The organism is Streptomyces sp. NPDC042638, assembly GCF_040647235.1.
GTDB lineage: Bacteria > Actinomycetota > Actinomycetes > Streptomycetales > Streptomycetaceae > Streptomyces > Streptomyces rameus.
On sequence record NZ_JBEZBT010000092.1, the window covers coordinates 1 to 15,120 of the forward strand.

The 15,120-nt window shown below is 67.9% G+C and carries 13 protein-coding genes and 2 pseudogenes; 11 read left to right on the top strand and 4 right to left on the bottom strand.

Features of this window, described 5'->3' with window-relative positions; all coding sequences use genetic code 11:
• The first annotated feature begins 329 nt into the window (after nucleotides 1–329).
• The 9 genes and pseudogenes from AB0B40_RS36405 (at nucleotide 330) to AB0B40_RS36445 (ending at nucleotide 9,449) form a co-directional block, all read left to right on the top strand.
• Nucleotides 330–590, top strand: a complete 261-nt coding sequence (locus AB0B40_RS36405; protein WP_345049538.1) for a hypothetical protein — start codon at nucleotides 330–332, stop codon at nucleotides 588–590.
• Between the two features lie 207 nt (nucleotides 591–797).
• Nucleotides 798–1,048, top strand: a pseudogene (locus AB0B40_RS36410) (HNH endonuclease family protein); the annotation flags it as partial.
• Between the two features lie 203 nt (nucleotides 1,049–1,251).
• Nucleotides 1,252–1,654: pseudogene (locus tag AB0B40_RS36415) on the top strand (conjugal transfer protein TraA); the annotation flags it as partial.
• Nucleotides 1,655–1,862: 208 nt separating this feature from the next.
• Nucleotides 1,863–4,175 (top strand): molybdopterin-dependent oxidoreductase, encoded by a 2,313-nt coding sequence (locus AB0B40_RS36420; RefSeq protein ID WP_345049536.1) that lies wholly within the window; start codon nucleotides 1,863–1,865, stop codon nucleotides 4,173–4,175.
• Between the two features lie 126 nt (nucleotides 4,176–4,301).
• Nucleotides 4,302–4,853 (top strand): EF-hand domain-containing protein, encoded by a 552-nt coding sequence (locus tag AB0B40_RS36425; protein ID WP_345049533.1) that lies wholly within the window; start codon nucleotides 4,302–4,304, stop codon nucleotides 4,851–4,853.
• Between the two features lie 702 nt (nucleotides 4,854–5,555).
• Complete coding sequence (locus tag AB0B40_RS36430; protein ID WP_345049530.1) at nucleotides 5,556–5,786, top strand: hypothetical protein; 231 nt, start codon at nucleotides 5,556–5,558, stop codon at nucleotides 5,784–5,786.
• A gap of 167 nt (nucleotides 5,787–5,953) precedes the next feature.
• Nucleotides 5,954–6,751, top strand: coding sequence for a hypothetical protein (locus tag AB0B40_RS36435; RefSeq protein ID WP_345049528.1), 798 nt, complete (start codon nucleotides 5,954–5,956; stop codon nucleotides 6,749–6,751).
• Between the two features lie 150 nt (nucleotides 6,752–6,901).
• Nucleotides 6,902–7,399 carry a hypothetical protein gene (locus AB0B40_RS36440; RefSeq protein ID WP_345049525.1) on the top strand — a complete coding sequence of 166 codons (498 nt, stop codon included), beginning with the start codon at nucleotides 6,902–6,904 and terminating at the stop codon, nucleotides 7,397–7,399.
• A 1,381-nt stretch (nucleotides 7,400–8,780) separates the two neighbouring features.
• Nucleotides 8,781–9,449: an IS5 family transposase gene (locus AB0B40_RS36445; protein ID WP_345049521.1), complete on the top strand. Its 669-nt coding sequence runs from the start codon at nucleotides 8,781–8,783 to the stop codon at nucleotides 9,447–9,449.
• Nucleotides 9,450–9,530: 81 nt separating this feature from the next.
• On the opposite strand, the gene AB0B40_RS36450 is transcribed toward AB0B40_RS36445, so the two are convergent.
• Nucleotides 9,531–10,025 carry a hypothetical protein gene (locus tag AB0B40_RS36450; protein ID WP_345049518.1) on the bottom strand — a complete coding sequence of 165 codons (495 nt, stop codon included), beginning with the start codon at nucleotides 10,023–10,025 and terminating at the stop codon, nucleotides 9,531–9,533.
• 199 nt (nucleotides 10,026–10,224) lie between these two features.
• Nucleotides 10,225–11,424 (bottom strand): PQQ-binding-like beta-propeller repeat protein, encoded by a 1,200-nt coding sequence (locus tag AB0B40_RS36455; protein WP_345049515.1) that lies wholly within the window; start codon nucleotides 11,422–11,424, stop codon nucleotides 10,225–10,227.
• 894 nt (nucleotides 11,425–12,318) lie between these two features.
• Between AB0B40_RS36455 and AB0B40_RS36460 the strand changes: the two genes are divergently transcribed.
• Together AB0B40_RS36460 and AB0B40_RS36465 are read left to right on the top strand one after the other, a co-directional pair.
• Nucleotides 12,319–12,753 carry a hypothetical protein gene (locus AB0B40_RS36460; RefSeq protein ID WP_345056950.1) on the top strand — a complete coding sequence of 145 codons (435 nt, stop codon included), beginning with the start codon at nucleotides 12,319–12,321 and terminating at the stop codon, nucleotides 12,751–12,753.
• A 689-nt stretch (nucleotides 12,754–13,442) separates the two neighbouring features.
• Nucleotides 13,443–13,652: a hypothetical protein gene (locus AB0B40_RS36465; RefSeq protein ID WP_345056948.1), complete on the top strand. Its 210-nt coding sequence runs from the start codon at nucleotides 13,443–13,445 to the stop codon at nucleotides 13,650–13,652.
• 162 nt (nucleotides 13,653–13,814) lie between these two features.
• On the opposite strand, the gene AB0B40_RS36470 is transcribed toward AB0B40_RS36465, so the two are convergent.
• Both AB0B40_RS36470 and AB0B40_RS36475 read right to left on the bottom strand, forming a co-directional pair.
• A complete protein-coding gene (locus tag AB0B40_RS36470; protein WP_345056946.1) occupies nucleotides 13,815–14,870 on the bottom strand; it encodes a hypothetical protein in 1,056 nt (351 codons plus the stop codon).
• A complete protein-coding gene (locus tag AB0B40_RS36475) occupies nucleotides 14,860–15,045 on the bottom strand; it encodes a hypothetical protein (protein WP_362267870.1) in 186 nt (61 codons plus the stop codon). The genes AB0B40_RS36470 and AB0B40_RS36475 overlap by 11 nt, the downstream gene beginning before the upstream one ends.
• Nucleotides 15,046–15,120 lie beyond the last annotated feature (75 nt).

The window sequence follows — 15,120 nt, forward strand, 5'->3', positions numbered from 1 at the left end:
CGCCTGCCGGATCAACTCGGTGCCCAGGAAGCCACTGCCGCCGATGACCAAGACCCTCATGACACGACACGGTAAAGCGTCCCGGCCGGTACCGGACACGGCGCCACAGCCCAGCGCGCGGTGGTGCTCGGGCAGATGGCACCGTACTGGTTCCACGCACTGTGCGACCGTGACGCGATCCCCGCCTGGCGCTACTCGCGCTCGTGATAACCGGCGCAGGCTGCTCGTCCGGCGCTTCGAAGGCTACGGAGTCGTCCGCCAGTCCGTCACCGGCGAAGCGTTACCTCCACCCAACGCATGACCTGTACCGGGTCACGAGCGACTGCGAGGTGGGCGGAGAACCCCAGATCAGCTTCTGGCTCAAGAACCACGCCGATCACTCGATGGGGTACGACATCCGGTACGACTTCCTCGACAGACGAGGGAGAGTCGTCGGTCATGTCGCAGGCGTCTTCTCCGTAGCCCCCCACCAAGTGCTTGGCAACGAGGCGCTCTACAGCGACGGCGGCCGTTGCGGGCAGTCCTTCCGGCTCGCCTACGTCAACGCCTACGACAACACGAAGGACGGCGCCGACCAGCCCCACTTCTGAGCACTCAGTGGCCGCAGTGCGCGCAGGCGGGGGAGCCGGCGAACACCCGGTCCGCCGCGGCGATGTCACGGCCGGTGAGGTGAGCGGCCGCGTCCAGCGCAGCGGACGCCACCATCCGGCAGGCGTGTCCAGGCCGCTGGGCCCGTCGATGTGGCGGTCTTTCGTAGGGCGAGAGCCACATTCTGACAGGTCTGCGGTCATGGGCACATCGGCTACCTGGTCCCGCTCGCCGAAGCGTGGGACTCCGGCGCCTCCGCCTGGAGTGCGAAGGAGCGTGAGGCCTACGCCAACGACCTCGGCGACAACTGCGCCCTGATCGCGGCGTCGGCGGCCTGGAACCGGTCCAAGGCGGACCAAGATCCGACGACCTGGCTGCCATCGGCCACCGCTGCCAGTACGTCACCGACTGGGTGGCCGACAAACTGCGCTGGGGCCTGAGCATCGACACCGACGAACAGGTCGCCGCCGGGGTGCGCGCGTCAACGTACGGCGCCCCGACGATCTCGAAAGGCTGCGTCATCCCGGGGCCCTCCGAGACGTTGGTGCCCTCGAACAGGCAGGCGCTGTGGGAGGCGGTGGTCGGGCACCGGCCTCAGATCACACGCGTCCTGGTCGCCGCGGGAGCCGACCCGTGGCGGCCGGTGCTGGCCGGCTGGTCACCGCCGAAGCGCGCCGCCACCTCGCCTACGCCCTGCGCGGCCGGCCTCACCAGCCCGGCCTGGGCGACCGCATCGTGCAGGCGGCCATCGACGACTTCACCCGACCCGTCGGCCGGGGCCGGAGGATGACCGCCGACCTGCGCGCCCTGTACCCGAGCGGCACCGAGGACCAGGCCGTGCTGCGCCCGCTGACCCGCAGGCGGTCCGCGCCTCAGTACGAGCGGGCCCGCCTCGCTGCCGGCGCTCTGGCCGCCCGGGTTCGCGCCGCGCGGCGAGCGGAGCGCCTGGGCTCTCGCCCCCGGCCGTACGCCGTCGCGGTGCTCGTCGCCTCGAGGTCGCACCCTCGGCCGTTCCGCTCCGGCCCGAAGACTCCGTCCCTGGCCCTTGGAGCCCGAGTCCTGTATTGGCCGTACGACGGTCAGGTCGCGGTGGACAGAGGCGCTCCGGGCTCCGGTTGAGCGGCGGCGGTGGGAGTCGTGCGCACCGTCAGGGTTGGGCAGCATCCGCCAAGGGGAGCCTGTGTCCCGCGGGCCGCTGACTGACGCGGAACCCCTATGGTGTAGCGGCCGTTGTTCGGGAGCCGGAGAGACTTCAGGGATGGAGTTGGTGCACGGTGGAACGACGCATGCCGGTGGCAACGCACTGGGGCAGTTTCGTGGCCGTGGTCGATTCGGGTCAGCTGGTGCGCATTGAGCCCCGGGGTGACGACCCCGCGCCGTCGCCGATCGGCCCGGGCATGGTGACGGCTGCTGAGGACAGTGCGCGTGTGCTGCGACCCGCGGTGCGCAAAGGGTGGCTCAATGGCTTGCCGCGCGCCGATGAAACGGCCAGAGGGGCGGACGCCTTCGTAGAGGTCAGTTGGGACGACGCACTCACGCTGGTGAGCGAGGAATTGCGCCGAGTGCGCGCACAGCACGGGGACAGCGCGGTGTTCGGCGGCTCATACGGCTGGGCCAGTGCGGGCGGCTTCCACAATGCGCAGGGGCAACTCCAGCGGTTCCTGGCGTTGGGCGGGGGCTACACCGACTCGCGCAACACGTACAGCACCGCCGCTCTCGAGGTCATCCTTCCGCATGTGATCGGCGCGGCTCCGTGGAGCTACCAGTCCCGGATGCCGATGTGGGACGAGATCGCCGAGAGCTGTGAGCTCGTGGTGGCGTTCGGGGGGCTGGCTCTGAAGAACAGTCAGGTGAACCCTGGCGGGTTGGCCCGGCACCAGACGCGGGACCTGCAGCGGAAGTGCCGTGAGGCCGGGGTGCGGTTCGTGAACGTCAGCCCGATCCGCAGTGACACCGCCGACTTCCTCGACGCCGAGTGGCTCCCGGTCATCCCCAACACCGACACCGCCTTGATGCTCGGCATCGCGCACACGATGCTGGTCAACGACTGGCACGACGAGGACTTCCTCACCCGCTGTTGCGAGGGGTTCGACCGCTTCGCCTCCTACCTGACCGGCGACGTGGACGGCGTCGTCAAGGACGCCGACTGGGCCGCGAGGATTACAGGCATCAGCCGCGACACGATCCCCGATCTCGCCCGTCGCCTGTCCACACAGCGTTCCCTCATCATGGTCAACTACGCCATACAGCGGGCGGATCACGGTGAGCAGCCGATCTGGATGTCGGTCGTGCTGGCGGCCATGGCGGGTTCGCTGGGCCGGCCCGGCTGCGGCTGGGGCGCGGGCTACGCGACAATGGACGCGACCGGTGTTGCCCCGGGCCGACCGTCTGTGGCGTCGATGCCAAGGGCGGCGAACCCTGTTGCGGACTTCATCCCGGTCGCCCGGATCGCCGACACCCTACTGGAACCGGGTGCGACCATCGACTACGACGGTCAGCGCCTGACCCTGCCGGACCTGCGCCTGATCTACTGGTGCGGAGGAAACCCCTTCCACCACCACCAGGACCTCCACCGCCTCACCCGAGCCTGGCAGCGCCCGGACACGGTGGTGGTCCATGAAGCCTGGTGGAATACCACGGCGAAGTTCGCCGACATCGTGCTTCCCGTCGCGACCAGTCTGGAGCGCGACGACTTCGCCGCGGGGTTCTCCGACCCTCACCTTGTCGCGATGCCGAAGGTCCGCGAGCCGGCCGGCGAGGCACGCACCGACCACCAGATCTTCGCCGCTTTGGCCGCCCGGCTCGGCTATGAGCGCGAGTTCACCCAGTCGCGTTCCGAGATCGAATGGGTCCGGCACCTCTACGACCAAACACGGGCGAACCTCGGCGACGACGCGGCCCTGCCAGATTTCGACGACTTCTGGCAACGCGCCTGCGGTGTCGAACTGCCGGCACTCAGCGGTCCGTTTCCTGGCAGCTTCGAAGCACTACGCTCCGATCCGCAGCGCTTCCCCCTGACGACGCCGTCGGGCCGGATCGAGATCTTCTCCGAGGAGATCGACTCCTTCGGCTACGACGACTGCACCGGACATCCGACGTGGTTCGAACCCGTGGAATGGCTTCGCGCCGACCTGGCGGACCGCTTCCCGCTGCACCTGATCTCGAACCAGCCTGCCTCACGCCTGCACAGCCAGTACGACAACGGTAGCCACAGCCTCAAGTCAAAGATCCACGGCCGCGAGCCCGTAACGATCAACCCGCAAGATGCGGCATCACGCGGTATCGAGAACGGCATGATCGTGCGTGTCTTCAACGACCGAGGCAGCTGCCTGGCGGGCGCGATCCTGTCGGACGCCGTCATGCCCGGCGTCATCCAGCTGTCCACCGGAGCGTGGTGGGACCCAGCCCAGCCAGGCCGGAGCGGAACCTTGGACCGCCACGGCAACCCCAACACCCTCACCGGGGACCGCGGGTGCTCGCGGCTGTCCCAGGGACCCAGTGCGCACAGTGCTCTCGTCGATGTCGAGGTCTACGACGGGCCGGTCGAGGAGGTACTCGCCTTCACACCACCACACCTCGAACACTGAAACGAAGCCAACTCAACGGTATGCCGTGTTCACCCTCGTCGGGCGCCCGCTCGGCAGTTCCGACCGGTGCCCAGCCTCCACTCGGACGTTTGAGTCACCGTAACTGCGTGAATACGGTACGCAGTCATGACTGCACTTCAAGACCTCAAGTACGGCCAGTGGTTCAGGGGCGCCGATGTCGATCGCGACGGGTTCATTACCCAGCACGACGTCCGCAAGATGAGCGAGCGCTACATCAGCGCCCGCGAGACCACGCCTGATGCCGAAACCGTCCGCCGGCTCATCGAGGGGATGGACCAGTTCTGGTCGAACGTCATCGCCCCGATGGATCAGGACGGTGACGGGAAGGTCGATGTGCGGGAGATGACCGAAGGCTTCAAGAGTGTCCTGACCGACCGCGCGTTCTACCCGCAGCAGATTGCGCCGGTCACCAACTGCTTCTTCGACCTCGTCGACCTCAACGGAGACGGCAAGATCGACCAGGCCGAGTTCCAGCAGATGTTCAGCTCGGTCGCCGCCGTCCCCGGCGAGGACTGCGCCGCCGTCTTCGCCGCTCTGGACCTCGATGGTTCCGGCGGACTGAGCCGTGACGAGTTCCACCAGGCACTCGAAGAGTTCTTCTACGGCAACGACCCCGACGCCCCCGCCAACCACATCTTCGGCAAGGTCACTGCCTGACAGTCCCCGGATACGCCCACGGACCAGCGCCTATGCCAGAGCCTGCCCCCTGGCTAGCGACCGCCCTCAAGCCGCAGAGACGGCTCCGTGGGTCCGGGGGACGCGGTGGTGGCGCTCACGGGCGATGCACTGCGCAAGGGCCTGAACGCCGCGCTGGAACGCCTGCTGCGGGCGAGTTCGTCGCCCGCGTCAACGGCATCGTCGTGAGCTCTGCCTGACCCAGACGCTCTGCACCGCTCGACAGCGGCCCCGGCTTCCTCGCCCGGGGCCGCTGCTCGTTTCGGAACGATCCAGGGCCACCGTCGGCCTCGCGCACCGCGTCCAGCCGCACCCGCCGCTGCTGCTCGTCTTCAACCGCGTCGGCCCGCGCAACCCCAACACCGTCATCGCGCAGCTGGCCAAGCTCACCGAGCGGCACTGGAAGGGCACCTCGTACGAGGGCGGCTTCCACATGTACGACGGCAAGCTGCCCATCGTGGTCACCAGCATGAAGCAGCTCAAGGAGCGCGGCCCGGCCGGAGCGGTCTTCCGTGCTCGGCCGACCGCACAACCAGATCCTCATCGAGGCGATCGGCAGCCCGCGCCGCGAAGCTCAGCACGCCCGCAAGCAGGCCGATTACGCTGCACGCTGGCGGGAGCACCAGGAGGAGCTGCCCCGCATCGCCGCACCGGCCAAGGCCGAGCGAGAGGGCCCGTCGCCCGGTGTGCGCCGGCTGCGGCATCCGGTTCACCGACGAACGGTGGAAGGCCATCAAGCCCGCCGGGTGGGGCGCCTCACGCGAGACCCACCCGCATTTGTGCGACGACTGCAAGCAACGCGCCATCACCGCCGAACGCCAAGCCGAGCAGCCCCAGCCCGAGCACCGGGAGAAGGACCAGGCCGCGCCCGAGCAGAAGGCTGACGGCGCCTGGCTCTCCCGCTTCCGTACCTGACCGTCCAGCACCCGGCGCGCACGTCATGCTCCTCCTCCATCATCACGTCCCGACCTGCTGGGGGCCGTAAAGGCTTGTGATCCAGGAAAAACGCGATCATCGGATCAGCATTCTGAAAAATCCGAGACAATGGTGACTGGGCGGGGAGTCGGAACTCGGGGGTGTGCGTGTTCGACAAGTGGCTTCAGACGGAGCCGGTGCAACTGCCGGCAGGACCATTGCAGTACGAGGCGCTCGTCGACTCGGGGCAGGTTGGTGAGGCGGAGCTGCTGGAGCAGCTCGGACGTGAGGTGGCCCGGAACTACATCACTCCGGGGGAGCTCGCTCTCGTTTTTGACGACTTGGGCGCGCCGGAAGTCGCTCGTTACGTGCGCACGAATATGTTCCCGGCTGAGACGCGGACGCGGCACGGTGACTTCGGGGAGATTGTCACCGGGGCGCTGTACAGGAGGGTGCGCCGATGGTGCGTGCCGATCTTGAAGCTCCGCTGGAAGCAGACTGTGAATCAGGCGGTCCAAGGCACGGATCTCCTTGCGTTCCGGCTCCGCCAGAACCCACCCGTGGTTGCCGTGCCGGAGGTGGAGACCCGCGCTACGCGCAAGCTCGACCTGGGACAGGAAGCACACGACAGCCTGGAGAAGATCCTGGACAACGACCGGCTGGATGAAAGCATACGGTTCGTCACGGTCCGCTGCTTTGAACGAGGGCAGGGATTCCTGGCCCGCCGGATTGCCGAGGTGCTGAGACAGCCGGAACATCGCTCCGTCGAGAGGCACATGCTATTCGTGCACGACCACGCGGCGTGGAAGGAGGAGGTCGTCACCCGTCTCGCCGGCATCGTCAAGCAGCCGACCGAGCTGACCGTGGTGAAGATCCGCGACCTGCAGGACTTCGTCGCCCGCGTGTACGAGGCAGCCGAAGCCCAAGGCGCGCCCAAAGACCACACCAGGGACACTGCCGCGTGAGGGACTTATAACGGCGTCCTGGCTCAGCTGGGCCATGACGCCCTCACTGAGGGAGAAGCCGCCCAGCTGCGCTCGCACGTGCTGGCCGAGCAGATCAGCATCGACGGTGCCACCGCCGTCTGCACCTAGGACCTCGTTGAGGACCTGGTCGTGCCCGCCGACGTTCCCAAGGCCGCGCGGACGGTCCTGCGGACGGCCCGCGAGCTGCTGCGCCAGTCGTACTACTACTACGAGTTCTCCACCGTGGCGGTCATGCACTCCCTGATCGCGGTGGAGATCGTGCTGCGCGACCGTATCCCGGACGCGGGCACCGAGCCGCTGTTTCAGCTCATCAAGCAGGGTGCCGCCGACGGGATTCTGACGGCCCGGCAGGCGGAGTACCTCGACTATGGTCGGCAGATCCGCAACGGCATGGCGCACGGCAAGACCACGCACGCGGTGATGCCGCCGGCCTTGGCGGTGCCGATGGTGACGACCTCGTTCGCGATCGTCTCCGAGCTCTGCGAGGCTGTCCGGCTGGGTGATCCTCCTGCGTCCTGTGACAGCGAACTTGAACCGATTGCCATCAAAGTTGGACCACAGCGGAGGTGCGCAGACCGATCTCTGTCAGCCGGCAAGCAGCTCTCAAGGGGCACCGCAAATGGGTGAGTCCTCTGGAGCCCTATTCCAGGTCTCTCGAAGGTCGACCATGTGCACTCCGAGCGATGCAGGTTTCCACGTAGAGGGGGCCAACGCTCCCCCGCCGGTACGTGCCCAACTCCTGCCGTCTGGGGACTGGAACTCCAACCACAGGGATGACAGCTCTTCATCGGTGACCTGCATGGATGGCAAATGGATGCGCAAGCTGGCACGCAGGGAGTCAATGGGGATCTTGATCTTCTTGCAAGGCTCCAGCGAACGCAAATCCCACCATAGACGCCGTCCTGGCAGGAGAAGGCGCATTTCCGCTGGGTGCGGGTTGCCGTTCATCACGATTATCGCGGACGGAGTTCGGTAGAAGTCAACCTGCTCGGCGAAAGCCTTCTGGCTCAGTTCCGCCGCTCGCTTCTCCTCCCTATCGGCGCGTTGCTCCGCCCTGACCCCGAGAATCAGTCCCCCGAGTGCGGCAATGATGGTGATCGTCGCGCCCACGCCCCGGCCGATCTGCGCCCATGTGGGCGTAGACGCTGCGGGATCAGCGGGAGCGTCGTCACTGGAGGAGCTTGTCTGATTTTGAGGTGCCGGGTCCGCAGGAGCATCACCGTCGGAACCAGTCGCAGGATCGAGCTCGTCGTCGGACACCGGCCGCCCCCCGCTAGTCGCTTCAGCCACGCGAATGAGATTACAAGCGTGGCGCCCGTCCTGAACCTCCTGTTCAACACAGGAAGTTACCGGTCCAACTTCGATGGCAATCGGTCAAAGTTCGCTGTCACAGGACAGTGGCACCCACCGGATGATCACGGCTCGGCAACGGCACTCAGTGGAGTGTCACACCGTCGACTTTCGCCACACCTCTACCAGGTGACGGGGGACTTCCATCCGGACCCCAGCGTCACCTGCGTGAGGAACCTTGTCATGACGTACACCAGCAGCGCCCGGCAGCCCGAACCGGAGCCGCGCCCCACCTGGTCAAGGGGTGCTGAACGGCCGCCGGGGCGGCCCGGAATCCAGTGCCGTGAGCGGTGCCGCGAACGATTCCAACGTCGTGCTCATCACCGCAGCTCACACCGCCCGACACGAGGCCTCCCGACACGCTGACACCTCTCCCCCTTTCCCTGAGAAGCCGTTGCTCTATCGATCATGGTGAGCGTGAGTTCGAGGTCCTCGACTCAGTCGGGTGATCTTCTGGCTGGCCGGGCATGAGAGCGGGGCCTCCCGCACAGCTCGTGGGTGTCGAATCCAACCGAGCAACAGGAGGCCCCTGGTGCTGCAGTCTTCCGTGCCGGCGTTGATGTCGTCCAACTCGGCTCCCCTGCAGTGTGATTGTGTCGCTCACCGGTTCGGGAACGCCGGGGACCGGCAGTACAGGCGACCGAGGTATCCGTCGGACATGAGCGACGCGGAATGGGCCGTCGTACGCGACGCGATGCCGGTCCCCGGCTGGCTGGAGGGCCGCGGCGGGCAACCGGAGAGCTATTGCCACCGGCAGATGGTCGACGCGGTGCGCTACCTGGTCGCGGGCGGCATCACCTGGCGGGCGATGCCCGCGGACTTCCCCGCGTGGGACCGCGTCTATGCCTTCTTCCGACGCTGGCGGGACAAGGGCCTGACCGCCGAGTTCCACGACCGGCTGCGCGACTGCGTCCGCGAAGCTGCGGGCCGGGATCCGGAGCCGACGGCCGGCGTCATCGACGCGCAGTCGGTGAGAGGAGCCGCATCGGTGCCTTCCTCGAGCAGGGGCTTCGACGGCGGGAAGAAGGTCAACGGCCGCAAGCGGCACATCGTGGTGGACACCCTCGGACTGCTGCTGGCCGTGATGGTGACCGCGGCCTCGGTCAGCGACCGGGATGCGGGGCAGGCACTGATGGTCCGGCTGCGTGAGCGGCACTGGCGCGTCACGCGGGTGTGGGCCGACGGAGGCTACACCGGGCGCCTGGTCGACTTCGCCCGCGGAGTCCTGCGCGTTGCCGCTGACCGTGGTCAAACGCAGCGACGACACCAGCGGTTTCACCGTGCTGCCGAAGAGGTGGCTGGTGGAGCGCACGTTTCGCGTGGCTGATGCACTCACGCCGACTGGCCCGTGACTACGAGACGCGCACAGACACCTCGGAGGCGGTGATCAAATGGGCGATGAGCATGGTCATGAGCCGCCGCCTCGCCCGACGGGCACCCTGAACAGCCCCGGACGTTCCTCAGCCAGCCAGCCCCGCGCGGCCAGCCGCTTGGCTTTCGACCGCACCCCTTCCACCTGCGCCGGGACCGGCTCCAACCCCACCGCGGCCGCGAGTTGCCGGCAGTCCATCGCCTCCCCGCGCATCCCCTTCCCGCCGGCCATTACGTCCATGATCCGCTGGTAGTCCGGCGCGAGAACCGCAGGGGCGAGCCCTTCCTCCCAGTGCGGCACCACTGAGTCGGGCACCGCCTGCCTGACCTGCACCGGCCGTTCGCCGACCACCACGACCGGCGCCACGTCCTCGCCTCTGCGGGGCTCCGACAGAACCTCGCCCACCGTCTCACGGGCGATCACGAACCGCTCCCACACCGCCTCCGCTTCCCGCAGCTCGGCCTGGAGAGCCTCCACCCGCTGCCGAGCGGCGCGTTCACGCTCCTCCAGCAACCCCATCACCGACGGCATCCCGGCACCTCCGCCGAAGAGACGACACGACACCCCGTCCCTCCCGCCGAAACACCACCCCTACATCTGACCAGCGGAAACGAACCCGTCACTCTTGGAAAGAGAACGGCTTCTTACGCCCGTCGGCCGGTCTCTGAGGAGAACTGGAACCTGAGAGGTGGGGCAGGTCAAGATGTCACCCGATCGTGTAGCAGGCCCGTCAGCCGCTGGTGGGGTAGGCGAGCAGGCTGGAGTCGCGCAGGACGATCCCCGCTGATTCGTCGACGAGGAGCGGCGCGACGCGTGGGCTGGGCAGGTCCTTGCCTGTGCGGGCGTCGAGGGCGACCGCACCGTTGTCGGTCGTGCCGTAGATACGGCCGTGCCAGGCCGTGGTGATCTCGGGAGCGATACGGTCGGCTTGCTTGTCCGGAAGGTGCCACGCCACCTTGCCGGTGGAGGGGTCCAGGCTGTAGACGACGTAGGAGGCGGCGCCCATGCCGTAGCAGATGAGCATGCTCCGGTCGTCGTAGGTGCAGGTCGAGCTGGCGAGGTCGGCCGGGAGGGCTTGCAGGGTACGGCCGGTGCGTGGGTCGGCGAGCCGGTCATAGTCGCCATTGGTGTAGTCCCTGCCGTGGATACGGATCCGGTGTGGGCCGGCTGTGGCTGTACTCACCGAACGGCCGCGGGGGCCCTGCCAAAGACTTCTGCCGGTGGTGAGGTCGAACCCGGCGGGCCGCTGGTCAATGCCGATGTCGTCTTCCAGCAGTGCTCCCGCCACGGTTTGATCGGTGACTGCGCTCGCCTGGAACTTGTCAGCGCTCCATACCTGGCGCGGACCGTTCAAGTCGATGCCGTAAGCGGCAGCGTGATCGTGGTGGAAGGTGGAGACACGGATGACGGCGATGCCGTTGTCCGCGCCGATGGCTGAGGCCTCGGGGTCATCCTCCGTGGCCCATTCAGGCAGCCGCAGTGTGAGGTGCCAGATGGCTTTGCCAGTGTCCGCGCTGGTACCGGTGACCTCGACCACCGTGTGGCTTGCCTGTGTCCCCGTGCCGGTCTGCTTCACAACGAAGGGAGCAATGACGGTCGGGGTACCGTGGGCGGTGACGAGCAACGGGGCATCGGCGTGGTTGGTGTCGTTCCACCCGTTGCCTGCGTCGACGGGCGTGCGGTCAGGCGTGACCGTCGCGGTTACCCGGCCTGTTGTGGTGTCCATGGCTTGGACCTGGGTTGTGGTAGCAACGAAGGCGGTTGTCTTGTAGAGGGCCAGCGGCAAGGGGGCATTCAGTGTCCCTCCCGCAGCCAGGCGCCCGGCGATGGCTTGTTCCGGCAGCGGGACCCAGTGACCGGTGGCGAACGTCGCCGGCGGATCGTGGACTGGGCGCGATGGTGCGCTCGGCTTGGCAGACGCCGATGGCACGGCCTTCGGGTGTGTCCCGTGGCTGCCGTTGCTGCCACATCCTGCCAAGGCACTGAGAACGACAACTGCTGCGCCTGCCTAACACGTGCATGCGCGCGTCAGCCGCATGGTGCTCACTCTTCCCCCGGGTTCGAACGAATCAGACGTTACACCGTTGATCACTCTAGAGGCAGCTTCTGGCAAGCGCCCACGCGCAGTTGACGGATCAGGCCACCCAGGGCCGACCATTATCCAGGCGAACGGCGGCGTCCGGCGACTACCGGTTCCCAGGCACTCGAAGCTGCGGCTGAACCGAGCGCCGAACTGTCGAAGCATCCCGCGGGACCTGTCCTCGCCGCACGATCTTGTGGATGTGTGCTGGCCGGCAGTGACCAGTACGACGGTCCGCCGTTCGTGACGTGTGGTGAACCGGCCGTGGGTGACGACTTGTGGGCGCTGGTGGAGCCTTTGCTGCCGCCTTGGCCGGAGGAGGCGCACCCCGCCCGGAGGTAGTGGTCGGCGGGCTATGCCTGCAAGGTGTCCTGTATGTGTTCTACAACGGCTTGTTCTGGTAACTGGCCCCGCCGGAGTTGGAGCTCGGCCCGGTACCTGCTGACGTCGACTGGGCTGCTGGCATGGGGCTGATGCCTTCGACCAGTTGTACCGATCCGCCAGAGCACAAGCGCTCGCGGTGCCGTTTGTCTGCGATTGCGGGAGCGCGATCAGTAGGCGGAGCACGGTGGGCTTGCTGGCGGGCCGTCTCCGTCGGGCGTCGCTCTTGGGTCTTGGTCTGCGCAGCGCGAGCCTGACCACGGGCGGGCGGTCGGTGGAGCGGCGAGAGCTGTACTCGCGGCGCCGGTGTGAGTGCGGCCCGTCGGCTGTGGGGCGTTGCTGTCCCCTTGTGGGAAGCGGCAGATGAGCGGGGCGCTGCTGGTTGAGGGCAGCGCCCCTGCGTGGTCAGGAGGTGCGGGCTTGCTGTGTTTTGGCGGGTGGTGGTCAGTTGTCGGGTCCGAGTGTGGTCAGGTCGATGGCGTTGGAGCCGATGGTGTCCAGGAATGGGGAACCCAAGCCTCATTTCTGCCCAGTGAGTTCGTCGCCGGGATGCAGACCGACAGGCCCGTGGAGTCCCGCCTCGCGCTCATCGATGAGTTGCGCCGCCGGGTGGAGAACAACCCCTTCCACCGTGACGCGCAGTTCCTCAACGAGCTCGCCGACCGCTTCGCTCAGGAGATCGCGGGATCGCGCGAACTCACTGCCGAGGCGCTAGAGGCCGACCTCAGCGCCGACCAGGGAGCACCTTGTCGGGCAGGGCGCGATCGCATCGCCGCTCGCGCTGAGCGCGACCGATGAGCTGAACGTCAGCCACGCCCAAGCCGAGCGGGCGCTGGCCGTGCTGCAAACCCTCAAGGTGGTCGGTCTGCATAACGGTCTGAAGCCGCGCTCCGTCCTGAATGCCTCCATCAGCGAGGTGCAGGCACGACTGGCGCCGCTGGAGCATCAGCTGCCCGTCCTTCTTGAGCTGCAGAAGGGCGCGGCCGTCGCGGCAACATCCCCGCCGATCGAGGCCCCGGGCACCGCGGCACAGCCCGAAGCCGCCCAGGGCGCCGAAGCACCTGCAGTTGCGGAGCCCGAGCAGGCGCCGACGCCGGCCGCACCTTCACCCTCCGCCACCGCCGACCCGGCCCCGGCTGCTGCGCTGCCCCAGCTGCCCCGCCGCGACCGCACCGTGGAGCGCCCGCACCCGGGCAACCTGGAGACCCGTCCTGCGCCGGCCGAGCAGACCGCGACCGATCAGGACGTTGCCCAGCTATTGGAGGGCCATGAAGACCGGCTCAAGGAGGTGAGCGAGCGCCTGATCGCCGGCAAGGAGGCCCGCGAAGCCACCCATCCAGCACCCCCCCGAGACCACGCCCACCAAGGACCCCAACGTGGACGAGGCACAGCAAATCGCCCAGCAGACCCAGCAGGCCCAGCAGAACGTTGGCGTCGGCGTCCGCTGACCGCCAACGTACGGAACCGGACACGGAAGGACGCCTCGAATGGCGGACGAACAGCACGACGAGCACCCGCGGCTGGCGCAGTTGCGTCAGCTTGACGAGCAACGTCGCACGCGAAAGGTCGCGGAGGACCTCCGGCTGAGGCAGCAAGAACGCCAGGCCCAGGACGAGGCGGCCATGGCCGCGGCGCCTGCCGCCGAGGAGCAGCACTACGCACAGTTGCCCCGGCACTCCCACACGGGCATCCGCTGACCTGGGCGGCCGAGCAGGGCCCCCACCACACGGCTCTGCCCGGCCGCCCCCGCCGCTCGAGTACTCAGTTCAGAGAAGGGGGCCCCGCCGTGTGGCCGGGGCTCTTCGCTTGGCTCCCGTATCTGAGGAAGCAGCCCTCAATTACGGGGTCTGCCGTCCTGGTCAGGGGCGGTAGTCGGGGATGCGACCCAGTGCGACATGGCCTCGTAGGCGTCGATGGCACGGGGGCCGAACCTGCCGCACCGCTGTTGCATCAACTGGCCGAGCTGGTGGTAGGCGTGGGCCGCTCCGCGGGCGTCGCCGCTCTGACCGAGCGCTTCGGCGGCGTCCGTGCGTTGCTGAATCTCGTCCGGGGTCGGCTTTGATGCGGGCGCGGTGGTCCAGGGCGTTGAGCCACCGGTAGCCGAGCACGGGCCGGTACCCGCGCGGCCGGCCCCGGAGGACCGCCTTGACTGTGCCAGCCGCGATACGGGTGACCGGGAGTTGTCCCGGCCAGCTCGGGGTGCGGGTCACGAGCGTCGTGAGCAGCCGTCCGCCAGGTGCGAGCTGCTCCACCCACGGCTCCGGGGCGCAGGGCACGCCGATGCCGGAGTGGATCCGGTCGTACGGTGCCTGCGGCTCGTGCCCTTCGAGCGCGTCGCCCTCGACAACGGTCGCATCGACACCGAGACGGTCCAGGTTCCGCTGGGCGAAGGCCGTCATGTGTCCGTCCCGCTCCACGCCGGTGGCGAGTCCGGGGCCGGTGATGGTGGCGGCGAGCGCGAGAGAGACGCCGGGGCCGGGGCCGAACTCCAGACAGCTGTGGCCGGGGCTGAGTTGCATGGCTTGGAGGGCTTCGACGGTGGCCGGGGTGTAGGTGGACATGGACGTCATGTGGCCGCCGGTCACCGGACCGTGGGGGAGAGCGTCGAGGGGTTCACCGCGGGGGAGAGCGTCGAGGGGTTCACCGTCGCGCTGGAGCAGGATCGACTCGTCGCTATGGATCAGGTCGAGCCACTCCTCCTGGTCGTCGGGGTGGGAGCCGTCGAGGAGGCGCCAGTCGATCGGGTCCGCACCCGGTCCGCTGATCCGGACGTACGCGTGCGGGAGCAGGACCTCGCGCCGCACGTGGAGCAGCGCGTCGCGCAGCAGCACGTCGGTCAGGACACCGTCGGCCGTGAGCCGGTCGACCATGCCGGCGCGCCGACCGCTCGTCACCACGTGGAGGTCAAGAGCCATGAGCGGAGTCCTTCACGGGAGTGGGCGCAGGGGTGGGCATGACCAAGCCCGCGTCGAGAAGTTTCGCGCGCAGTGTCGGCGAGGTGACCTCCGACATGGCGAGCCAGTCGGCACCGGACACCTCCTCGTCCTGCAAGGTGACGGCCGGCGGCTCCTCCTCGGCGAGGTAGAACACGTAGCGGAAGTCGTAGTGCTCCTAGGGCCTGTGTGATGTCGTGATCAACCTTTCCGAATCGGGTCCGTCTGGAAG